Source organism: Saccharothrix stipae (assembly GCF_054781895.1).
In genome coordinates this window covers 1287173-1308089 of record NZ_BAAGTN010000008.1, presented here as the reverse complement: position 1 = coordinate 1308089, position 20917 = coordinate 1287173, and the positions used below count along the sequence as shown (strand labels likewise).

Here is a 20917-nt window from a genome sequence, read left to right as displayed (position 1 = left end):
GACGAGGTTCATAAATTTACTGGCTATTCGGCACGCTGTTGAGTTCTCAAAGAACACGCGCACATCATCACTCACCGCTCGCACGGTGTGATCCGAGGCTTGTGATTCAGCTAAAGCTTGTGTGTGGAATCCAGACGCCCTGGTCGCAACGGCTCAGACGAGCCTGGACTGGGTCTTCCGTTCCGCAGTCACCCACTCTACCACGCTAGTGGGAGCTTGGTTCGTGACCTGCCGCACTCCGTTCCGGCGTTCCCGGCCCGTTCCGTGCTGACATGGAGAAAGTTACACGCACCCGAACCGGAGGTCAAATCGGGGGCACAGCACCGCACCACAGGCTGAAACCGCAGGTCAGCAGCCCGTGCCGCAGTCCACCTCACGCTATCCGACCCGGTCCACCGGCAACAGTGTGACCGCGATCACATCCGACGAACGGGAAGGCCGCCGGTCCGGGTGGGACCGACGGCCTTCGACGTGGCTCTCGCCAGGGCTGTTCGTGCAGGTCAGACCTGCACGCGCACGCCTGCGGTGTTGCGCTTGCCGCGTCGGACGACCAGCCACGACCCGTGCAGCAGGTCCTCCTTGGCGGGCACCCACTCCTCGTCGGTGACCTTCGAGTTGTTCACGTACGCACCGCCTTCCTTCACGGTGCGCCGCGCCGCGCCCTTGCTCTCCGCCAGCCCGGAGCCGACCAGCAGGTCGACGATGGTCGGCCCGTCGGCCAGCCGGACCTCGCCGGTCGGCGCCTCGGCCATGGCGGCCTCCAGCGTCGACAGGTCCAGCTCGCGCAGCTCGCCGCGGCCGAACAGGGCCTGGCTGGCCGCGATGACCTGCCGGGTCTCGTGCTCGCCGTGCACCAGGTTGGTGAACTCCTCGGCCAGCTTCTTCTGCGCGGCCCGCAGGTGCGGCGCCTCGGCGGTCTGCCGCTCCAGCTCGGCGATCTCCTCCCGGGTGAGGAAGGTGAACAGCCGCAGGTAGCGGAGCACGTCGGCGTCGCCCACGTTCACGAAGTACTGGTACCAGGCGTACGGCGAGGTCATCGCCGGGTCGAGCCACACGTTGCCGCCACCGGTGGACTTGCCGAACTTGCGCCCCTCGGCGTCGGTGACCAGGGGCGCGGTCAGCGCGTGCACCGAGCGGCCCTCGACCTTGCGGATCAGGTCGACGCCGCCGACGAGGTTGCCCCACTGGTCGGAGCCACCCACCTGGAGCGTGGTGCCGTACTTCCGGTTGAGCTGGAGGTAGTCGTGCGACTGCAGGAGCAGGTAGCTGAACTCGGTGTAGGACATGCCGTCGCCCTCAAGGCGGCGCTTGACCGTCTCGCGGGCGAGCATGACGTTGACCGAGAAGTGCTTGCCGACGTCGCGCAGGAAGTCCAGCACGGGCAGCTCGCCGGTCCAGTCCAGGTTGTTGGCCACGATCGCGCCGGTGGGGCTGTCGTCGAACTCGACGAACCGCTCCAGCTGGCCGCGGATGCGCCCGGCCCACTCGGCGACGGTGTCCAGCGGGTTGAGCGTGCGTTCCGCGGTGTCGCGCGGGTCGCCGATCGTCCCGGTGGCACCGCCGGCCAGCACGATCGGCCGGTGCCCGGCCCGCTGGAAGCGGCGCAGCATCAGCAGCGGGACGAGGTTGCCGGCGTGCAGGCTGGGCGCGGTCGGGTCGAAGCCGCAATAGAGGGTGAGCGGGCCCGCGTCGAGATCCTTCCGCAGCGCGTCGAGGTCGGTGGAGTGCGCGATCAGGCCGCGCCAGGACAGCTCATCGAGGATGTGCTCGCTCACGGGTTCCATCTTCGCCTACCGCGTCCAGCGGTTTCGTCCAGGTGGTGGTGTCAGCTCACCGCGATCGCCAGGGCGGTGAGCAGCGGGGCGAACAGCAGCGCGGGCAGCAGGTCGCCGGTCGGGAACTCCTTGATCTTGAGCAGCCGGAGTCCCACGCCCGCCAGGAGCAGGCCGCCGGTGGCGTCGAGCGCGGCCACGTGCGGGTCGGGCAGCACGCCGCCGAGGGCGAACCCGGCGACGGTGAACAGGCCCTGCACCACCAGCACGGACAGGCCGGCGGCGGCCACGCCCCAGCCGAACGAGGCGGCGAACGCGATGGCGGTGAAGAAGTCGAGCATGGACTTCAGCGCGAGCTGGTCGATGCCGCGGCCGAGGCCGTCCGACAGCGCGCCGAGCACCGCCAGCGGCCCGACGGAGAAGACCAGCGAGGAGGAAACGAACCCCTCGACGAAGCGGTGGTCACCGCCGCCGTCGTCGCGCAGGAAGCGCTTCTGCAGGCCGCCGCCGAGCCGTTCGAGCCACCGCTCGATGCCGAGCAGGGAGCCGATCACGCCGCCGACGAGCATGGCGCCGAGCACGACGAGCACCGGGACGCCCCGTCCCATCGCGCCGGACAGCGCGGGGTCGGTCACGCTGACCGCGCTGAGCGCGGCGACCAGGAGGGTGACCATGCCCAGTCCCTGGGTGATCACCTCCCTGGTCCGCTCCGGGAACCTGTGCCCGACGAGCGACCCGATGGTCGCCCCGGCGAGGATGGCACCGACGTTGAGCGCCGTGCCGAGCCCGATCATGTGGAGATTCCCCCAGATAGTGTGATCAGATCCGCGAACGCCGCCGGGTGGGTGACGTGGGCCGCGTGCCCGGCTCCGGCGATCTCCCGGAACCGTCCCGCCGGCGCCAGCGCGGCCAGGTGCAGCGCCGTCTCCCGGTGGTGCGGCAGGGTGTCCGCCCCCGCGCCGACCACGACCGGGACGTCCAGCGCGACCGGGTCGAACAGCGGGGTGTCGAGACTGTGGTCCCCCATCTCGGTGACGAGTGCGGCGCCATCCTCCTCCAGCTGCCGCCGGCTGGTCGCGGGCGGCCGGCCGGTGACGGCCCGGAGCAGCTCCTCGGCGACGGCCGCGGGGCCGTGGGGTTCTGCGTCGCGGACGAGCTGCTCCCACGGCGCGGTCGGCGGCCACCAGGGCAGCCACCGCACGGGTGGTTCGTAGGCCACCACGGCCCGGACCAGCTCGGGTGAGCGGGCCGCGGCGCACAGGGCGACGAGCCCGCCGTAGCTGTGCCCGGCGACGACGGATCCGGGGTGCGCGGCCAGGATGGCGGTCAGGTCCTCGACGTGGTCCGCGAGGGTGGTGGTGGCGTCGCCGAGAGCGCGGGAGCCGCCCCAGCCGCGCCGGTCGTAGCCGATGACGGTCCAGTCGGCCAGGTGGGCCGCGACCTGGCGGAAGCTGGTGTGCCGGTCGAGTGAGCCGTGCACGAGGACGACCTTGTCGGGTCCGCCGGCGCGTTTGACGACCGTCGGCCGGCGTCCGGTTCGCGTGTTCATGCCGCCGCCAGGATGCGGTCGGAGATGCGCGCGGGGGTGGGGTCGGCCAGCAGCTGTTCGACGTCGAGCACCTGGTCGACCTCCTGCTCGATCTTGGTCAGCAGGGTCGCGACGGCCAGCGAGTCGCCGCCCAGGGCGAAGAAGTCGGAGTCGGCCTTGACCTCGGCCTGCCGGATGCCGACGCAGCTCGCGAAGAACTGGGCGATGCGCCACGTGAGCCGGGCGCGCCTGCGGTCGGGGGCCGGTGTCGGTTCCGGTGTGGGTTCCGCGAGTCCCGTGGTGGCGACCTGCGGGATGGGCTCGGCGATGGGCTCCGGGGTCGGGTTCACGCTGTGCGCCGGGCATGCGAGCTCGGTGTTGGCGGGCTCGGAGCTCGCGGGCTCGGTGTGGGGCGGCTCGGCGGGCGTTCCCGCGCGGTCGGCCTTGCCGGTGATGCTCCGGGGCAGCTCGGCGACGACGGTGAGCGTCGCCGGGACCATGCCGCTGTGCAGGTGCATCCGGAGGTGCTTCCACACGACCGTCTCGTCGAGGTCGCCCACCACCTGCGCTTCCAGCCGCCCGCCGCGCTCGGCCACCACGGCGGCCTCCACGCCCGGCGAGGCCTCCAGCACGCGCTCGACCTCGTCCAGCTCGACCCGCTGGCCGCGGATCTTGACCTGCCGGTCGCGCCGGCCGAGGTACTCGATCGAACCGTCCGGCAACCACCGCGCCCGGTCACCGGTGCGGTAGAGCAGCCGGCCCGGCTCGGCGGCGAACGGGTCCGGGCTGAACCGCTCGCGCATCAGCTCGGCGCGGGACAGGTAGCGGCCCACGCCGAGGCCGCCGACGCACAGCTCGCCCGGCTCGCCGATCGGCACCGGGCGGAGGTCCGCGTCCAGCACGTACACCCGCTTGTTGGCGACCGGCCTGCCGATGGTCGGTGTGGTGCCGGTGTCGGTGCACTCGTGCCAGGTGGCCATCACCGCGGTCTCGGCCGGGCCGTACAGGTTGAGGAACCGCCGTCCGGGCACGAGCCAGCGGGCGAGCACGGCGGTGGTGAGCCGCTCACCGGCGGCCGCGACGACCCGCAGGTCCGGCAACGGGGCGTCCGGCAGGGCGAGCCACACCGACGGGGTGAGGATGACGGCGGTGACCTTTCGCTGCGCGAGCAGGCGCACCAGCGGCGGGCCGACGACGAGCTGCGCGGTCGGCGCGACGACCAGGGTGGCGCCGTTGAGCAGCGCGAGGATCATGTCGGCGAAGCAGCCGTCGAAGTTCGGGGACAGGAACTGCAGCACGCGGTCCGTCGGCGCGAGCCGGAAGATGCGGCGCTGCCCGACGTGCAGGTTCACCGCGCCCTCGTGGTTGATCGCGATCGCCTTGGGCCGCCCGGTCGTGCCGCTGGTGAACACCACGTAGGCCGTGTTGCCCGCGGTGACGCCGGTGACCGGCGGGTCGTCGCGTTCGGCGGAGGTGTCGACCTCGGTCAGCACGATGCGCGCGTCGGCCTCCTCGACCATGGCGCGCAGGCGTTCGGGCGGGCACGTCGGCTCGGCCAGCATGAACGCGCCGCCCGCCTTGGCGACGGCGAGCACGGAGACGACGAAGTCGACCGTGCGCTCCATGACGACGCCGACCACCGACTCGGGCTGCACGCCCCGGGCGCGCAGGTCGTGGGCGAGCGCGTTCGCCCGCCGGTCGATCTCGCCGTAGGTGTGCTCGTGACCTCGGTCGTCCACCGCGACGGAGTCCGGTGCGAGCCGGGCGCGGTGCTCGAAGACCTGGTGCCACACCGCGTGCGGGCCCAGCGGGGCGGAGTGGTCGTTGAACTCGACGGTCACGCGGTGGCGTTCGACGTCGGAGAGGACGGCCGGAGCGGTCCGCACCTCGGTGGCCGGCGGCGCGGTCCGCACCTCGGCGGCGGGCGGCGCGGTCGGCTCCTCGGCCGCGGGCAGCGCCGCTCGGACCTCGACGGGGGCGTGCGCCGGGCAGCGCGTGTTCGCGTGGTGGCCCCACTCCACCTCGCCCGCGGGCTGGTAGTGCGGGTAGCGGTCGAGGAAGCCGCGGATGGCCCACCCGCCGAGCCGTTCCGCGTACGGCGCGCCGACGCAGTAGTGGCGGCCCATGCCGAAGCCCAGGTGGCGGGTGCCGCCGCGGCGGATGTCGAGGTCGCGCGGGCGGTCGAAGGCGCGCGGGTCGAGGTTGGCCGCGGCGAGGTGGACCAGGACGGTCTGCCCGGCCCGGATGGTGGCGCCGGCCAGCTCGACGTCCTCGACCGCGAGGCGGGCCAGGTACTGGCTCGACCCGTTGCGCCGCATGAACTCGTCCACCGCCGAGTCGATCAGCTCCGGTTCCGCGCGCAGGGCGCGCAGCTGCTCGGGGTGGTCGTGCAGCTGGAGCAGACCGGTGGTCACCAGGTGGGTGAGGGTCTGGTAGCCGCCGCCGACCAGCACGATGCAGTTCGCGGCCACGGAGAACAGCTCGTCGTCGGTGCCGTCGATGCCCTCGACCAGCGCGGAGATCAAGTCGTCGCCCGGGTCGGCCATCCGGCGGCGGGCCTGGTCGCGGAAGCCGGCGACGGCCTCGTCCAGCACGGTGACGACTTCCCGGTCGCGGACGTCGGGGAGGCTGGACAGGCTGCCGAGCAGCCGCTCGTAGGCGTCCGCCCAGCGGGTCAGCAGTTCCTCGTCGCCCGTCATGCCGAGCAGGTGCGCCACCAGCTTGGCGGGCAACTTCGCGGCGTAGTCCGCGACCAGGTCGACCACGCCTTCTCCGGGCAGGTCCGCCAGCGTCTCGTCAACCATTCGGCGCATGACCTCGTCACGTGCCCGGATTTGCGCTTTCGTGAATTGTTCCCGAATGCGGGACCTAATCGCCGTGTGGTCCGGCGGGTCCATGAACAGCATCTGTTCGGAGACGATGTGGGCGGCGCTGGAAGCGGCGGCCAGACCGCGTTCGTCGAGCGTCGAGGCCTTGCGCGTGCGGGCCGAGGAGAACCGCTTGTGGTCGGTCAGGACGCGGGCCGACTCGGCGTGGCCCGTGCACACCCACACGCCGCCTACCTGGTCGTAGAACAGCGGGCCGAGCTCGGCGACAGCGTCGATGTAGATCAGCGGGTCGGCCACCACGGCGGCGCGGCCGAGGTTGTGCGTGCCGTGGCGCGCACGGTCGTACCCGGACGGGTTCGCCAACATAATTCCCCCCAAGGAATTGGGGGCAACCAGCACCGGCGCGACGACTTACCGGCACCGCGAACTGCCCCCTTGATTAACACCCCGACCGAGTCTAAGCACAGCTCGGAGAATCGGTCAAGCGATGTTCAGCAGGGCGTTTCACGCAGCGGGAACACCGAAGTGCCGAACTGCACTTATTCCACCGCGCACGGAAAGGGGATTACCCATTCGGACGCGACTCGGCCGGGCGCGCCCGGCACCGCCGGACGTTTGGGCCATCCCGCCGGCGGGCACTTCCGTCGAGGGCTGAAGAGAAGAGGGCAGCAGCGATGACCTTTCCCGATCGCGACCGACGTGCCGCTGAGCGCCCCACCGAGTTCGTGACCCCGGCCGAGCCGCCGTACCGGCGGGAGGAAGAGGTCGTCGAGCGCGGTGACGGTCGGGTGCGCGGTGTTCGGATCGCGTGCGCCGTGATCGACCTGCTGTGCTGGTTGTTCGCCATCGTGCTGGCGATCCACATCTTCCTGGTGATCGGCGGCGCCAACCCGGCGAACGGGTTCGCGCAACTGATCGACTCGTGGTCGGCGGCGGTGTCGCTGGGCCTGCGCGACCTGTTCACGCCCGCGAACGCCGGTTTCCGGACGCTGCTCAACGACGGCCTGGCCGCGTTGCTGTGGCTGCTGATCGGCGCCGTGCTGACCAGCGTGATCAGCCGGATCGCGCTGCCGGCCAACGAGCGGCGGGTCTGGTACCGGCGGACGGTGCGCTAGCCGTTCGCGCTACCGAACGTCACCACGACGTCACCCTGGCGCGCTCCGGTATGCCCCGGCTGGTCAATTGTCCTTCCGGCGATCCTTGGCCAAGTTTGCTGGGTGGCCAGCGACTTGCAGCGGAAGAAGACCTCCATCGTGTTCACCGCGATGGACTCGAACGGTGACGGGTTCCTCGAGCGAGCCGATTTCGAGGCGTTGACCGACAGGTGGGTGCACATCCGGGGCGGCGCGGACGAGCAGGACCGGCTGAGGGAGATCATGATGGGCTGGTGGGACGCGCTGCGTGCGGCGTCCGACCACGACCGCGACGACAAGGTCACGGTGGACGAGGTGCTGACCGTGGTGGAGGACCTCGGCACCATGCTCGACCTGGTGGTGGCCACCGCGGAGTCGATGTTCGAGGCGGTGGACGAGGACGGTGACGGCCGGGTGTCCGCGCCCGAGTACGGCCGGATGATCCACGCCTGGACCGGGGACGACTCGCCGACCGACGCCGTGTTCGCCCGGCTCGACCTCGACGGCGACGGCGCGATCTCGAAGTCGGAGTTCGTCCGGCACTGGGTCGAGTTCTGGGCGGGCGACGACGCGGACGCACCCGGCACGCACGTCTTCGGCGAGATCTAGCGGCCTTCCGGCGAGGTCGGGACGGCGGTGGTGCGGGTGCGGCGGGTGCCGCGGCGGTACGTGCTGACGGCCGGTGAGTCGATCCAGAACCGCCACGGCACGTCCACCGCCACGGCCACGCCGACGCGCGGGCCGGTGCGGATGTCGGCGGGGTCCACCGGGTCGCCCGCCAGCAGCCGCACGGTCGCGTCCGGCTCGGTCAGGTTCACGCCGTTGTGCGCGCGGTCGAGCCCGAGGACGCCGGTCAGCCGCGCCGGGCCCTTGGCCAGTTCAGCGGCGCTGCGCGCGGACGGGCGGCGGACGTGGGCCAGGGCCGACCCGGTCACCACCTCGCCGGCGCGCAGCAGCACCGCGCCGGGCACGCCGTCGGTGAGCGACACGACGTTCGCGCAGAAGTGCATGCCGTAGACGAAGTACACGTACAGCCGGCCGGCCGGGCCGAACATCACGTCGTTGCGCGGCGTCCGGCCCCGGTAGCAGTGCGACGCCGGGTCGTCGCCGCCCCGGTACGCCTCGACCTCCACGATCCGCACGCCGACCACGCCCTCGTCCGTGGTCGACTCGATGACGCTCCCGAGCAGGAGCCGCGCGGCGTCGACGGGGTCGATCGCGAGCTCCCGCTCGGTGAACTGCCTAGGCGTTGCGGGCAACGGACACCTTGTCGCGCAACCTCTTCAACTGCTCGGCGACCCGGTCGGGCGCGGTGCCGCCGTGCGCGTCCCGTGACGCGATGGACCCTTCCACGGTCAACACGCTACGCACCTCCGGCGTCAGCGCGGGCGAGATCGTGGCGAACTCCTCATCGGTCAGGTCCTCCAGGCCGGCGCCGCGCGCCTCGGCGACCCGGACGCACTCGCCCGCCGCCTCGTGCGCGACCCGGAACGGCACGCCCTGCCGCACCAGCCACTCGGCGATGTCGGTGGCCAGGGTGAACCCGGCCGGGGCCAGCTCCGCCATCCGCGCGGTGTCGAACCGCGTGGTCGCGATCATCCCGGCCAGCGCGGGCAGCAGCAGCTCCAGCTGCTCGACCGAGTCGAACAGCGGTTCCTTGTCCTCCTGGAGGTCCCGGTTGTAGGCCAGGGGCTGCGCCTTCAGCGTGGCCAGCAGGCCGGTCAGGTTGCCGATGAGCCTGCCGGACTTGCCCCTGGTCAGCTCGGCGACGTCCGGGTTCTTCTTCTGCGGCATGATCGAGCTGCCGGTGGCCCACGCGTCGTCCAGCACGGCGAAGCGGAACTCGGCCGTCGTCCAGATGATCACCTCTTCGGCGATCCTGGACAGGTCCACGCCGATCATGGCCAGCACGAACGCGATCTCGGCGGCGAAGTCGCGCGACGCGGTGCCGTCGATCGAGTTCTCCACCGGGCCGTCGAAGCCCAGCTCCGCGGCCACCGCCGCCGGGTCCAGCCCCAGCGACGAGCCCGCCAGCGCGCCCGACCCGTACGGCGACACGGCGGCGCGCTTGTCCCAGTCGTGCAGCCGGTCGACGTCGCGCAGCAGCGCCTGGCCGTGCGCCAGCAGGTGGTGCGCCAGCAGCACGGGCTGCGCGGACTGCAGGTGCGTGCGGCCCGGCATCACGGCGGTGGCGTGCGCGGACGCCTGCTCGGCCAGCGCCTCGACCACGTCCAGCACGCCCGCGGCCACCCGGTGGGCGGCGTCGCGCAGCCACATCCGGAACAGCGTGGCCACCTGGTCGTTGCGGGACCGGCCGGCGCGCAGCTTGCCGCCCAGCTCCGACCCGGCGCGTTCGATCAGGCCGCGTTCCAACGCCGTGTGCACGTCCTCGTCGGCCAACGTCGGGGTGAACGACCCGGACGCCACGTCGGCCTCCAGGGCGTCCAGCGCCGCCAGCATCCGGTCCAGCTCGTCGGCCGTGAGCAGACCCGCCCGGTGCAGCACGCGGGCGTGCGCGCGGGAGCCCCTGATGTCGTACGGGGCGAGTCGCCAGTCGAAGTGCGTCGACGCGGACAGTCGCGCCATCGCCTCCGCCGGTCCGCCGGCGAACCGCCCACCCCACAATGAACTCACGTGATCGAATCCCTCTTCGCGGCGATCTTGTTCGGCAGGCCCCGCGGTGCCGCGGGTCCCTGACTGAAGTCCGGCGGCGGCACCTCGGCGCGCCGGTCGGCGACGACCGCGCGGCCACCGCGCAGCACGAGCCGGACCTCGCCGGACACGTGCGGCTGGGTGTCGTCGATGAAGCCGTCGAGCGCTTGCTTGAGCGGTGAGAACCACAGGCCGTCGCGCACCAGTTCACCCCAGCGCCGCTCGACCTGCCGCTTGAAGCGGGCCAGGTCGGGTTCCAGGGTGGCGTCCTCCAGCTCCCGGTGCGCGGTGGTCAGCGCGACCGCACCCGGTGTCTCGTGGACGTGGGCGCCGCGGCCGAACCCCGGCGCGCCCGCCCGCCGGTTCAGCTCCTGGACGGCTTGCAGCATGGTGACGGTCTCGCCGTCGATGGCGACCGGCCTGCCCCGGTCGAACGTGACCACCAGCTCGTCGGGGTCGCCCGGCTCGACCGGCGGGGTGCGGTCCGCGGGGCGCGGCACGGGGTCGTGGACCCGTGCGATGACCTTCAGGTCGGGCGCGAGCACGCGGAGACCCGTCTCCAGCAGGACGCCGTCGTGGCCGGTGCAGCCGTGGGCCACGGCCGTCGCGCCGTGCCGCGCGGCGGCGCCGACCAGGTGCTCGGCGACGAGCGGCGGGAGCAGCGCCGACGCGGGCCGCAGGGCGTTGGCGCGCAGCGCGGGCAGGCAGTACCGGTCGGCGAACTCGTCGCGGGCGTCGACGACCTCGGCCTCGACCGCGCCGCCGGCCAGCGCCCGCGCCCGGAACGCCTCCGGGTCCTCGCCCCGGCCGAGGTCCACCGCGACGGCGACGACCCCGGCCCCGGTCTCCCGGGCGAGCCGTTCGATCCCGGCCGCGGTCACCGTCCGGCCGGAGCAGGCGAGGACGACCCGTTCACTCATCGGTGTCCACCTGCGGCGACTGCTCCTCGCCGGCGGCGAGCGCGGTGACCCGGGCGGCCAGGTCCGCCCCGGTGAGCGGTTCCCGCGCCACGGCGAGGATCGTGTCGTCACCGGCGATGGTGCCGACGATGTCGTGCAACGCGGCCCGGTCCAGCGCGCTGGCCAGGAACTGGGCCGCGCCGGGCGGGGTGCGCAGGACGGCCAGGTTGCCCGAGTGGTCCACCGACACGAGCAGTTCGGCGAGCACGCGGGTGAGGCGGGACGTGCCGCCCTGCACGCCGCGCACCGGGCTGCCGTCCTCGGGGATGACGTAGACGGGCGCGCCGCCGTCGGGTCCGCGCAGCTTGACCGCGCCCAGCTCGTCCAGGTCGCGCGACAGCGTGGCCTGGGTGACCTCGATGCCCTCCACCGCCAGCGTCTTCGCCAACTCCGACTGGCTGCGGATGGCGCGCTGGGCGACCAGTTCGACGATGCGGGCCTGCCGCGCGGTCCTGGTCATCGCGCCGTTGCCCCCGGGGTGGCCGAGTTCTCCAGCAGCCACACCAGCAGCGCCTTCTGCGCGTGCAGCCGGTTCTCGGCCTCGTCCCACACCGCGCTGTCGGGCCCGTCGAGCACGTCGTCGGTGATCTCCTGGCCGCGGTGCGCGGGCAGGCAGTGCAGCACGGTCGTCTTCACGCCGGTCGCGGCGACCAGGTCGGCGTTGAGCTGGTAGGGCCGGAACGGGCGCGTCCGGTCGCGGCCGTCGTTCTCCTGGCCCATGGACGTCCACGTGTCGGTGACCAGCACGTCCGCGCCGTCCACCGCCTCGCGCGGGTCCTCGATCACGGTCACCGAGCCGCCGGTCTCCGCGGCGCGCCGGCGGGCGTCGTCCAGCACCCACGGCAGCGGCTGGAACAGGGCGGGCGCGGCGATCCGGACGTGCATGCCCGCGGTGGCGCCGCCCAGCAGCATCGAGTGGGACATGTTGTTCGCGCCGTCGCCCAGGTAGGTGACGGTGAGGCCGGCCAGCGCGCCGTGCACGCGCCGGATGGTCTGGAGGTCGGCCAGCACCTGGCAGGGGTGGAACTCGTCGGTCAACGCGTTGATCACCGGGATGCGGGACACCGACGCCATCGCGTCGATGCGCTTCTGCGCGAACGTCCGCCAGATCACCGCGTCGACGTACCCGGACAGGATGCGGGAGGTGTCCTCGATGGTCTCCTCCCGGCCCAGCTGCATGGACCGGCCGTCGATGATCACCGGGTTGCCGCCGAGCTGGGCGATGCCGACCTCGAACGACAGCCGGGTGCGGGTGGAGTTCTTCTCGAAGATCACCGCGATCGACTTGGGCCCGGCCAGCGGCTTGGCGCTCAACCGGTCGGCCTTGTACCCGTCGGCCAGGTCGAGGACCGCGGCCTGCTCCTCGGGCGTCAGGTCGTCGTCACGCAGGAAGTGGCGCACCATCACGGCTCCTGACCAGCCTGGGGAACGGACGGGGTGGGGAGGAACGAGGGCAGGTCGGCCACCAGCCGGTGGGCGTCGGCCTCGTCCAGCACCAGCGGGGGCGCCAACCGGATGACGTCGGGCTGGATCGGGTTGATCAGATAGCCGGCCTGCTGCGCGGCCGCCGCGGCCTTCGCCGAGACCGCCTCGCGCAGCGTGATCCCGAGCAGCAGGCCGGCGCCCCGCACACCGGAGATGAGCGGGTGGTCCAGCGCCTCGACACCGGTCGCGATCTCCTTGCCGACCGCGCCGGCGTGCTCCAGCAGGCCGTCGGCGGCGATCGTGTCCAGCACCGCGAGCGCGGCCGCGCAGCACACCGGGTTGCCGCCGAACGTGGTGCCGTGCTGGCCGGGCTCGAACAGGTCCTTGGCCGGGCCGACCGCGATGCACGCGCCCAGCGGCAGCCCGCCGCCCAGGCCCTTGGCCAGGGTGATCACGTCGGGCACGATCCCGACCTGGTGGAACGCGAACCAGGTGCCGAGCCGACCGACGCCGGTCTGCACCTCGTCCAGGACGAGCAGCGCGCCGTGCTCGGCGGTGATCCGGCGGGCCGCCTGGAGGTAGCCCTCGGGCGGCACGACCACGCCGTTCTCGCCCTGGATCGGCTCCACGACGAACGCTGCGGTCTCGTCGTCGATCGCCGCCTCCAACGCCGCCACGTCGCCGAACGGCACGTGCACGACGCCGGGCACCAGCGGCTCGAACGGGTCCCGCTTCGCGGGCTGGCCGGTCAGCGCCAACGCGCCCATGGTGCGGCCGTGGAAGCCGCCGTCGGTCGACACGACCTTGGTGCGGCCGGTGCGGCGGCTCAGCTTGAACGCGGCCTCGTTGGCCTCCGCGCCGGAGTTGCAGAACAGCACCCGGCCGTCACCGTCCACACCGGACAGGTCGAGCAGCCGCTCGGCGAGCTTGAGCGCGGGCTCGTTGACGTAGAGGTTGGAGGTGTGGCCGATCTTGCCGATCTGCTCGGTCACCGCGGCCACGATCGCCGGGTGCGCGTGGCCGAGCACGTTGACCGCGATGCCGGACAGCAGGTCCAGGTACCGCTTGCCGTCGGCGTCCCAGACGTGCGCGCCCTCGCCCCGGGTCAGGGTCAGGCCGGGCGTGCCGTAGTTGTTCATCATCGCGGCCTGCCACCGCTGCTGGTCGCTCATGTCTCGTCCGCCCCGGTCCGTTCGGTCACCATCGTTCCGACGCCCTCGGAGGTGAAGACCTCCAACAACACCGAGTGCGCCAGCCTGCCGTCGATCACGTGCGCCTCGGGGACACCGCCGCGCACCGCGCGCAGGCAGGCCTCCATCTTCGGCACCATGCCGCTGTCCAGGTCGGGCAGCATCTTCTCCAGCCGGTCGGCGTCCACCTGGTGCAGCAGCGAGCTCTTGTGCGGCCAGTCCGCGTACAGGCCCTCGACGTCGGTGAGCACGACCAGCTTCTCGGCCTTCAGCGCCACCGCCACCGCGCCCGCGGCCGTGTCGGCGTTGACGTTGTGCACCACGCCGTCGACGTCCGGCGCGACCGTGGACACCACCGGGATGCGGCCGGCGCGCACGATGTCGAGCACCGCCTCCGGGTTGACCTCGACGATGTCGCCGACCAGCCCGATGTCCACCGGCTCACCGTCCACGATGGCCGGTCGGCGCGCGGCGGTCAGCAGGTGGGCGTCCTCGCCGGACAGGCCGACCGCGAGCGGGCCGTGCGAGTTGATCAGGCCGACGAGCTCGCGCTGGACCTGGCCGACGAGCACCATGCGGACCACGTCCATGGCCTCCGGCGTGGTGACGCGCAGCCCGCCGCGGAACTCGCTGGAGATGCCGAGCCGCTTGAGCATCGCGGCGATCTGCGGCCCGCCGCCGTGCACCACGACCGGGTGCAGGCCCGCGAGCTTGAGGAACACCATGTCCTGGGCGAACGCGCGCTTGAGCTCGTCGTCCACCATGGCGTTGCCGCCGTACTTGACGACCACGATCGCGCCGCGGAACCGTTGCAGCCACGGCAGCGCCTCGATGAGGATCCCGGCTTTGGCCTGCGGCGTGATCACGAGCTGTACGCGCTGTTCTCTTCGACGTACCCGTGCGACAGGTCGGTGGTGAGCACGGTGGCCGTGCCGTCGCCGAGGTTCAGGTCGACCACGATCTCGACGTCGCGGCCGGACAGGTCGGCCTCGCTGCGGTCGGCGGCCTTGTGGCCGTCCGCGAACAGCGTGACGCCGTTGATCGTGATGCCGAGCTTGTGCTGGTCCACGGTCGCCTGCGAACGGCCCACGGCCATCGCGATCCGGCCCCAGTTCGGGTCGGAGCCGAACAGCGCGGTCTTGACCAGGTTGTCCTCGGCGACGGTCTTGGCGACGACGACCGCCTCGGCCTCGGTGAGCGCGCCGTTGACCGTGATCGAGACCTCCTTGGTCACGCCCTCCGCGTCCCCTTGGAGCTGCTTGACCAGGTCTTTCGCCACGGCGGTGAGCACGTCGGCGAACTGCTCCGCAGTGGGCGCGACACCGGAGGCGCCGGAGGCGAGGACCAGCACGGTGTCGTTGGTGGACGTGCCGCCGTCCACGTCGAGCCGGTCGTAGGTCTTGGCGGTGACCGCGCGCAGCGCGGCGTCCAGGGCGTCGCCGTCGATCACCGCGTCGGTGGTGAGCACGCTGAGCATGGTGGCCATGTTCGGCGAGAGCATGCCCGCGCCCTTGACGAACCCGCCGACCGACCAGCCGTCGGGGTGGGCCTGCCAGCTCTGCTTGGGGTGGGTGTCGGTGGTCATCACGGCGGTGGCGGCGTTCAGGCCCGCCGGGTCGGAGGAGTCGAGCTCCTGGGCCGCCTTCTCCACGCCCGCCTTGAGGGCGTCCATCGGCAGGCGTTCGCCGATCAGGCCGGTGGAGCACACCGCGATCTCGATCGCGCCGACGTCCAGCACCTCGGCGACCTTCTCCGCGGTGGCGTGGGTGTCCTGGAAGCCCTCGGGCCCGGTGCACGCGTTCGCGCCGCCGGAGTTCAGCACCACCGCGGCGAGCTTGCGCTCCTGGAGCACCTGCTGCGACCACAGCACCGGCGCGGCCTTCACCTGGTTGGTGGTGAAGACGCCGGCGGCGGCCTGGCCGGGTCCTTCGTTGACCACCAGCGCCAGGTCCAGCGCGCCGGACTCCTTGATGCCGGCCGCGACACCGGCGGCCTTGAAGCCCTTCGGTCCGGTCACGCCTCTGTTGCGGTTCAAGGTGCTACTCCCACGGTGGACAGGCCGGTGGTCTCCGGCAGGCCGAGTGCCAGGTTCATGCACTGCACCGCGGCGCCCGCGGTGCCCTTCGCCAGGTTGTCGATCGCGGCCACCACGACCAGCCGGTTCACGTCGCGGTCGACGGCGACCTGGAGCTGCACGGCGTTGGAGCCGAGCACCGCGCCCGTGGTCGGCCAGTGGCCTTCCGGCAGCAGGTGCACGAACGGCTCGTCGGCGTAGGCCTTCTCGTAGGCGGCGCGGACGTCGGCGTCACCGTCCTTGAGGGTCGCCGAGCAGGTGGCCAGGATGCCGCGCGGCAGCGGCGCCAGCACCGGGGTGAACGAGACGCCCACCGGCTCGCCTGCGACCCCGGACAGGTTCTGCGCGATCTCCGGGGTGTGCCGGTGCGCGCCGCCGACGCCGTAGGCGCTGAGCGAGCCCATCACCTCCGACCCGAGGAGGTTGGGCTTGAGCGACTTGCCCGCGCCGGACGTGCCGGAGACGGCCACCACCGTCACGTCGGGCTCGACCAACCCCATCGCGGGGGCCAGGGCCAGCGAGGAGACGGTCGGGTAGCAGCCGGGCACGGCGACGCGGCGGGCGCCGCGCAGCTCGTCGCGCCGACCGGGCAGCTCGGGCAGGCCGTACGGCCAGCTGCCCGCGTGCGTGCCGCCGTACCAGCGGTCCCAGGCGGCCGGGTCGGTGAGCCGGTGGTCGGCGCCGCAGTCGATGACGAGCGTGTCGTCACCCAGCCGCGCGGCGATCTCGGCGGAGTGGCCGTGCGGCAGGGCGAGGAAGACGACGTCGTGGCCCTTGAGGGTGTCGGCGGTCGTCTCCGCCAGCACCCGGTCGGCCAGCGGCAGCAGGTGCGGCTGGTGGGCGAGCAGCGTCGAGCCCGCGTTGCCGCCGGCGGTGAGCGTGCCGATCTCCACGTCCGGGTGACCGAGCAGGAGGCGCAACACCTCTCCCCCGGCGTACCCGCTGGCGCCGGCGACCGCGATCCGTACCGTCATGCGGATAAGTATGCACGCTGATGCAAAGTCACTCAAATCTGTTTCGACGGTCCGCGAACGCGGCGGCGCGGCCCCCCGTCACCAGGTCACGGGCAGTGACGCCAGACCGTAGACGATCTGCTGCGTGCGGAACCGCGGCTCCTCCTCGATGACGCGCAGCGCGGGGAACCGGCGCGCCAGGGCCGGGAACGCGATCCGCATCTCCATCCTGGCCAGCGGCGCGCCCAGGCAGTGGTGGACGCCGTGGCCGAACGCCACGTGGCCGCCCGCGTCACGGGAGATGTCCAGCCCGTCCGGGTCGGGCACGAGCCGGGGGTCGCGGTTGGCCGCGGGCAGGGAGCAGATGATCAGCTCACCGGCGCCGATCGCGTGACCGCCCACCTCGACGTCGGTGGTCGTCACCCGCGGCACGCCGGTGTGCACGACGGTCAGCCACCGCAGCAGCTCCTCCACCGCGGCGTCGGCGCGTTCGGGCTCGTCGCGCAGCAGGGCGAACTGGTCGGGGTGGCGCAGCAGGGCGAGCACGCCGAGGCCGAGCATGTTGGCCGTCGTCTCGTGGCCCGCCAGCAGCAACAGGTCCGCGATGCCGACCAGCTCCCGGTCGTCGAGGTCGGCGGACTCGTCGCGCACCAGGGTGCCGAGCAGGTCGTCGCCCGGCTCGACCCTGGCCCGCGCGATCAGCTCCGCCAGGTACGCCCTGGACTCGACCTGCACGGCGACCCGGGCGGAGGCGGACAGCCGCACGTCGAAGATGCGGGCGGCCCGGTCCTGGAAGTCGTGCCGGTCCTCGTAGGGCACGCCGAGCAGCTCGCAGATGATCAACGACGGGACCGGCAGCGCGAAGTCCGGCACCAGGTCGGCGGGCGGGCCGTCGCGCTCGATCGCGTCCAGGTGCTCGCGCACGATCTCGTGGACCCGCGGTTCGAGCCGGCGCATCCGGCGGGCGGTGAACTCGGGCGCCAGCAGCCGGCGCAGCCGGGTGTGCTCGGGCGGGTCGAACGCGAGCAGGTTGCCCGGCCGCACGGCGGCCAGCTCCTCCTCGCTCAACGCGGGCGCGCCGGGCACCAGGTGGTGCGCGGAGTTGCCGAACCGGCGCGGATCGCCGAGGACCTCCCGGACGTCCTCGATCCGGGTGACCAGCCACGCCGGGCGGCCCAGCGGCGAATCGACCAGCCTGATGCCGTCCCGCTCGCGCAGTTCTCCCAGCTCGGGGCCGGGGTCGAACCCCACCCGACGCATGTGCAGTGGCATCGTCGGTATCGCGGCCATGCCGGCCTCCCACCGTCGGGGATCGTGGGAAAAAACGTAGTCACCTGTCGGAGTGGTGCGGCAGCCTTCACACGAGTGAGTCGACGAACTACTCACCGTGATGAACAGGAGCGCGTCGATGGCCGACCGGCTGCGGGCCGTGATCTTCGACTGGCGGGGGACGCTCGTGCTCACGCCCACGTTCAAGGGGTGGGCGGCGGAGGCGTTGCGGCGGATCGGGCGCGACCCCGGCGGTGCCGCCGAGGTGGTGGCGGCGCTGGACCCGGCGCGGATGGACGTGCCCGGCGTGGACGCGGACGCCGAGCTGCACCGCCGGACCTACTACGAGGCGTTCCGGGCGGCCGGGTTGGACCAGGAGCTGGCCGACTCGCTGTACGCGGTGGAGTCGGACCCGGCGGCCAACCCGTTCGCGGTGGACGCCGGGCCGACGTTGCGCGAGCTGCGCGGGCGCGGCGTGCCGATCGCGGTCCTCAGCGACATCCACTTCGACATCCGGCCCGCGTTCGACGACGTGCCGGTCGACGTGTTCGTGCTGTCCTTCGAGCACGGCGTGGTGAAGCCGGACCCGGCGATCTTCGACCTCGCGCTGCGGGAGCTCGGCACCGCGCCCGGGGAGACGCTGATGGTCGGCGACCGCGCCACCCACGACGGGGCGGGCGTCGAGGTCGGCATGCCGACGTTGCTCGTCCCACCGCTGCGGGACGTCACGGACGCGCGGCTGCACCTCGTCACCGCCCTCCTCGCCTCTAATGGTTGATGCCGCACTAACCGTTAGATAGGGTCGGCGGCATGATCCCGAAGGTCTTCCACCGGCACGTGGACGTCGACGGCGTCCGGGTCTTCTACCGCGAGGCGGGCCCGGCCGCCGCGCCCACGCTGCTGCTCCTGCACGGCTTCCCCAGCGCCTCGCACCAGTTCCGCCGGCTGATCGACGCGCTCGGCGACCGCTTCCACCTGGTCGCGCCCGACTACCCCGGCTTCGGCCACAGCGGCGACCTCGACGGGCGGCACACGTTCGACCGCCTCGCCGACACCGTGGAGGCGTTCGTCGACGCGATCGGGCTGCGCCGGTTCGCGCTCTACGCGTTCGACTTCGGCGGGCCGGTCGGCTTCCGGCTGGCCGTGCGGCGGCCCGAGCTGATCAGCGGCCTCGTCGTGCAGAACGCCAACGCCTACACCGAGGGCCTGTCGCCGGCGGCGCACGCGTTCATCGCAAACGACGACCGCGAGGTGGCGCGGGAGCTCATGACCCTCGCGTTCACCCGGAGCCAGTACGAGGACGGCGCCACCGACCCGGCCCTGGTCGCACCCGACGGCTGGACCCTCGACCAGCACTTCCTGGACCTGCCCGGCCGCGCCGACATCCAGGTCGACCTCGCCCTCGACTACCGCGCCAACCTCACCCGCTACCCCGAGTGGCAGGCGTGGTTGCGCACGGCCCGGCCGCCGACGCTGATCGTCTGGGGGCGCGGTGACGCGATCTTCACCGAGGACGGCGCGAAGGCGTACCTGCGCGACGTGCCCGACGCCGAACTGCACCTGTTCGACACCGGGCACTTCGCGTTGGAGGAGGACCTGCCCGCGATCGCGCCGCTGATCGCCGCGTTCCTCGACCGACTGCCCGGGTAGGACGGTCTGCCGGTACGGGCGGTCGGTGCGGCGCGGCGGAGGCGGCCGGTCAGGCCCCGAACCGCTCCAGGGCGCGGATCTTGTTGGTGGCGTCCAACGCGGCCACCTTGTACGCCTCGGACAGCGTCGGGTAGTTGAAGACGGTGTCCACCAGGTAGTCCACCGTGCCGCCGCACGCCATGACCGCCTGGCCGATGTGGACGAGGTCGGTCGCGCCGGTGCCGAACAGGTGCACCCCGAGCAGCTTGCGGTCCACAGTGGACACGAGCAGCTTGAGCATGCCGTAGGCGTCGCCGACGATCGAGCCGCGGGCCAGCTCGCGGTACCGCGCCAGACCCACCTCGTACGGCACTGCGGACGACGTCAACTCGGCCTCGGTGGCGCCGCAGTAGGAGATCTCCGGGATGGTGTAGATCCCGATCGGCTGCAACGACGACAGCTCGCGCGCCTGCTCGCCGAACGCGTGGTAGGCGGCGAGCCGGCCCTGGTCCATCGACGTGGCGGCCAGCGCCGGGAAGCCGATCACGTCGCCGACCGCGTAGATGTGCTCGACGGGCGTGCGGTAGTGCTCGTCCACCGACAGCCGGCCGCGGTGGTCGGCCTCCAGGCCCGCGTGGTGCAGGTCCAGCGCCTCGGTGTTGCCCTGCCGGCCGGCCGAGTACATCACCGCGGCGGCCGGGATGCGCTTGCCGCTGGCCAGCGTGGTGACCGTGCCGGTGTCGGACACGTCGACGTTGACGACCTTCTCGCCGAACCGGAACGTCACCGCGAGGTCGCGCAGGTGGAACTTCAGCGATTCCACGATCTCCGGGTCGCAGAAGTCCAGCATCCGGTCGCGCTGCTCGACCACCGTGACCCGGCTGCCCAGCGCGGCGAACATCGACGCGTACTCGATGCCGATCACACCCGCGCCCACGACCACCAGCGACGACGGGATCTCCTCCAGCGCCAGCACCTCGTCGGAGTCCAGCACCCGCACCTCGTCGAAGTCCACCTGGTTCGGCCGGGCCGGACGGGTGCCGGTGGCGATCACCACGTGCCCGGCGGTGACGGTGTGGTGCTCGCCGCGGTGCGCGCCGTCCACCGCGATCGTGTGCGGGTCGAGGAACCGGGCGGTGCCGACGAGCAGGTCCACCTGGTTGCGGTGCAGTTGCGCGCGCACGACCTGGACCTCGCGGCCGATCACGTGCTGCGTGCGGGCGAGCAGGTCGGAGATCGTGATGTCCTGCTTGACGCGGTAGCTCGCGCCGTACAGGTCGCGCTGGCTCAGGCCGGTCAGGTACATCACCGCCTCGCGCAGCGTCTTCGACGGGATGGTGCCGGTGTTCACGCACACACCGCCCACCATGTCGGCGCGGTCCACGATCGCGACCCGCTTGCCGAGCTTGGCGCCCGCGATGGCGGCCTTCTGCCCGCCGGGACCCGAGCCGATCACCAGCAGGTCGTAGTCGTACTCGCTCATGACCAAGAGGGTCGCACACCGG

The 20917-nt window shown here is 72.4% G+C and carries 19 protein-coding genes; 4 read left to right on the top strand and 15 right to left on the bottom strand.

Annotated elements, in window-relative coordinates; translation table 11 throughout:
* Positions 1 to 500 precede the first annotated feature (500 nt).
* From tyrS to ACYVLT_RS22985, 4 genes are read right to left on the bottom strand one after another with little or no spacing between them, the layout of a single operon-like run.
* Positions 501 to 1775 carry a tyrosine--tRNA ligase gene (gene tyrS, locus ACYVLT_RS23000; protein WP_461122225.1) on the bottom strand — a complete coding sequence of 425 codons (1275 nt, stop codon included), beginning with the start codon at positions 1773 to 1775 and terminating at the stop codon, positions 501 to 503.
* Positions 1776 to 1825: 50 nt separating this feature from the next.
* Positions 1826 to 2566, bottom strand: a complete 741-nt coding sequence (locus ACYVLT_RS22995; RefSeq protein ID WP_360463487.1) for a DUF554 domain-containing protein — start codon at positions 2564 to 2566, stop codon at positions 1826 to 1828.
* A complete protein-coding gene (locus ACYVLT_RS22990) occupies positions 2563 to 3321 on the bottom strand; it encodes an alpha/beta fold hydrolase (RefSeq protein ID WP_461122224.1) in 759 nt (252 codons plus the stop codon). Before ACYVLT_RS22990 ends, ACYVLT_RS22995 begins: the two co-directional genes overlap by 4 nt.
* Complete coding sequence (locus tag ACYVLT_RS22985) at positions 3318 to 6494, bottom strand: amino acid adenylation domain-containing protein (protein WP_461122223.1); 3177 nt, start codon at positions 6492 to 6494, stop codon at positions 3318 to 3320. The genes ACYVLT_RS22990 and ACYVLT_RS22985 overlap by 4 nt, the downstream gene beginning before the upstream one ends.
* A 308-nt stretch (positions 6495 to 6802) precedes the next feature.
* Here ACYVLT_RS22985 and ACYVLT_RS22980 point away from each other — a divergent pair, with 308 nt between their 5' ends.
* On the top strand, positions 6803 to 7243 hold the full coding sequence (locus tag ACYVLT_RS22980; RefSeq protein WP_461122222.1) for a hypothetical protein: 441 nt from the start codon (positions 6803 to 6805) through the stop codon (positions 7241 to 7243).
* 102 nt (positions 7244 to 7345) lie between these two features.
* Entirely contained in the window at positions 7346 to 7870 is a 525-nt protein-coding gene (locus ACYVLT_RS22975; protein WP_461122221.1) for an EF-hand domain-containing protein, read from the top strand.
* On the opposite strand, the gene ACYVLT_RS22970 is transcribed toward ACYVLT_RS22975, so the two are convergent.
* The 10 genes from ACYVLT_RS22970 to ACYVLT_RS22925 all read right to left on the bottom strand — a co-directional run bounded on the left by ACYVLT_RS22970 (position 7867) and on the right by ACYVLT_RS22925 (position 17804).
* Positions 7867 to 8520, bottom strand: a complete 654-nt coding sequence (locus tag ACYVLT_RS22970) for a DNA-3-methyladenine glycosylase (RefSeq protein WP_461122220.1) — start codon at positions 8518 to 8520, stop codon at positions 7867 to 7869. The two genes, ACYVLT_RS22975 and ACYVLT_RS22970, sit on opposite strands and share 4 nt — an antisense overlap.
* A complete protein-coding gene (gene argH / locus ACYVLT_RS22965; RefSeq protein ID WP_461122219.1) occupies positions 8504 to 9895 on the bottom strand; it encodes an argininosuccinate lyase in 1392 nt (463 codons plus the stop codon). The genes ACYVLT_RS22970 and argH overlap by 17 nt, the downstream gene beginning before the upstream one ends.
* Entirely contained in the window at positions 9892 to 10833 is a 942-nt protein-coding gene (locus ACYVLT_RS22960) for an argininosuccinate synthase domain-containing protein (RefSeq protein ID WP_461122218.1), read from the bottom strand. The genes argH and ACYVLT_RS22960 overlap by 4 nt, the downstream gene beginning before the upstream one ends.
* Positions 10826 to 11332, bottom strand: coding sequence for an arginine repressor (locus tag ACYVLT_RS22955; protein ID WP_461122217.1), 507 nt, complete (start codon positions 11330 to 11332; stop codon positions 10826 to 10828). The genes ACYVLT_RS22960 and ACYVLT_RS22955 overlap by 8 nt, the downstream gene beginning before the upstream one ends.
* Complete coding sequence (gene argF, locus ACYVLT_RS22950; RefSeq protein WP_461122216.1) at positions 11329 to 12276, bottom strand: ornithine carbamoyltransferase; 948 nt, start codon at positions 12274 to 12276, stop codon at positions 11329 to 11331. Before argF ends, ACYVLT_RS22955 begins: the two co-directional genes overlap by 4 nt.
* Positions 12276 to 13469, bottom strand: a complete 1194-nt coding sequence (locus ACYVLT_RS22945; protein WP_461122215.1) for an acetylornithine transaminase — start codon at positions 13467 to 13469, stop codon at positions 12276 to 12278. Before ACYVLT_RS22945 ends, argF begins: the two co-directional genes overlap by 1 nt.
* Positions 13466 to 14353: an acetylglutamate kinase gene (gene argB, locus ACYVLT_RS22940; protein ID WP_461122214.1), complete on the bottom strand. Its 888-nt coding sequence runs from the start codon at positions 14351 to 14353 to the stop codon at positions 13466 to 13468. The genes ACYVLT_RS22945 and argB overlap by 4 nt, the downstream gene beginning before the upstream one ends.
* Positions 14350 to 15522: a bifunctional glutamate N-acetyltransferase/amino-acid acetyltransferase ArgJ gene (argJ, locus tag ACYVLT_RS22935; protein WP_461122213.1), complete on the bottom strand. Its 1173-nt coding sequence runs from the start codon at positions 15520 to 15522 to the stop codon at positions 14350 to 14352. The genes argB and argJ overlap by 4 nt, the downstream gene beginning before the upstream one ends.
* Complete coding sequence (argC, locus tag ACYVLT_RS22930; protein ID WP_461122212.1) at positions 15519 to 16535, bottom strand: N-acetyl-gamma-glutamyl-phosphate reductase; 1017 nt, start codon at positions 16533 to 16535, stop codon at positions 15519 to 15521. Before argC ends, argJ begins: the two co-directional genes overlap by 4 nt.
* 78 nt (positions 16536 to 16613) lie before the next feature.
* Positions 16614 to 17804 carry a cytochrome P450 gene (locus tag ACYVLT_RS22925; RefSeq protein ID WP_461122211.1) on the bottom strand — a complete coding sequence of 397 codons (1191 nt, stop codon included), beginning with the start codon at positions 17802 to 17804 and terminating at the stop codon, positions 16614 to 16616.
* A gap of 118 nt (positions 17805 to 17922) precedes the next feature.
* On the opposite strand from ACYVLT_RS22925, the gene ACYVLT_RS22920 reads away from it, so the two are divergent.
* Both ACYVLT_RS22920 and ACYVLT_RS22915 read left to right on the top strand, forming a co-directional pair.
* Positions 17923 to 18561, top strand: coding sequence for an HAD family hydrolase (locus ACYVLT_RS22920; RefSeq protein WP_461122210.1), 639 nt, complete (start codon positions 17923 to 17925; stop codon positions 18559 to 18561).
* A gap of 32 nt (positions 18562 to 18593) precedes the next feature.
* The gene (locus tag ACYVLT_RS22915; protein WP_461122209.1) at positions 18594 to 19433 is read left to right on the top strand and encodes an alpha/beta fold hydrolase; all 840 of its coding nucleotides are present in this window, start codon (positions 18594 to 18596) and stop codon (positions 19431 to 19433) included.
* A 49-nt stretch (positions 19434 to 19482) separates the two neighbouring features.
* Here the strand turns inward: ACYVLT_RS22915 and sthA are convergent, their stop codons facing one another.
* On the bottom strand, positions 19483 to 20895 hold the full coding sequence (gene sthA / locus ACYVLT_RS22910; RefSeq protein WP_461122208.1) for a Si-specific NAD(P)(+) transhydrogenase: 1413 nt from the start codon (positions 20893 to 20895) through the stop codon (positions 19483 to 19485).
* Between the last annotated feature and the right edge of the window lie 22 nt (positions 20896 to 20917).

Excerpts from the sequence above, each read along its gene's own strand:
- ACYVLT_RS22995 (WP_360463487.1), bottom strand. The coding sequence starts at position 2,566 with ATGATCGGGCTCGGCACGGCGCTCAACGTCGGTGCCATCCTCGCCGGG.
- ACYVLT_RS22990 (WP_461122224.1), bottom strand. The coding sequence starts at position 3,321 with ATGAACACGCGAACCGGACGCCGGCCGACGGTCGTCAAACGCGCCGGC.
- ACYVLT_RS22985 (WP_461122223.1), bottom strand. The coding sequence starts at position 6,494 with ATGTTGGCGAACCCGTCCGGGTACGACCGTGCGCGCCACGGCACGCAC.
- ACYVLT_RS22980 (WP_461122222.1), top strand. The coding sequence starts at position 6,803 with ATGACCTTTCCCGATCGCGACCGACGTGCCGCTGAGCGCCCCACCGAG.
- ACYVLT_RS22960 (WP_461122218.1), bottom strand. The coding sequence starts at position 10,833 with ATGAGTGAACGGGTCGTCCTCGCCTGCTCCGGCCGGACGGTGACCGCG.
- ACYVLT_RS22955 (WP_461122217.1), bottom strand. The coding sequence starts at position 11,332 with ATGACCAGGACCGCGCGGCAGGCCCGCATCGTCGAACTGGTCGCCCAG.
- argF (WP_461122216.1), bottom strand. The coding sequence starts at position 12,276 with ATGGTGCGCCACTTCCTGCGTGACGACGACCTGACGCCCGAGGAGCAG.
- ACYVLT_RS22945 (WP_461122215.1), bottom strand. The coding sequence starts at position 13,469 with ATGAGCGACCAGCAGCGGTGGCAGGCCGCGATGATGAACAACTACGGC.
- argC (WP_461122212.1), bottom strand. The coding sequence starts at position 16,535 with ATGACGGTACGGATCGCGGTCGCCGGCGCCAGCGGGTACGCCGGGGGA.
- ACYVLT_RS22925 (WP_461122211.1), bottom strand. The coding sequence starts at position 17,804 with ATGGCCGCGATACCGACGATGCCACTGCACATGCGTCGGGTGGGGTTC.
- ACYVLT_RS22920 (WP_461122210.1), top strand. The coding sequence starts at position 17,923 with ATGGCCGACCGGCTGCGGGCCGTGATCTTCGACTGGCGGGGGACGCTC.
- ACYVLT_RS22915 (WP_461122209.1), top strand. The coding sequence starts at position 18,594 with ATGATCCCGAAGGTCTTCCACCGGCACGTGGACGTCGACGGCGTCCGG.
- sthA (WP_461122208.1), bottom strand. The coding sequence starts at position 20,895 with ATGAGCGAGTACGACTACGACCTGCTGGTGATCGGCTCGGGTCCCGGC.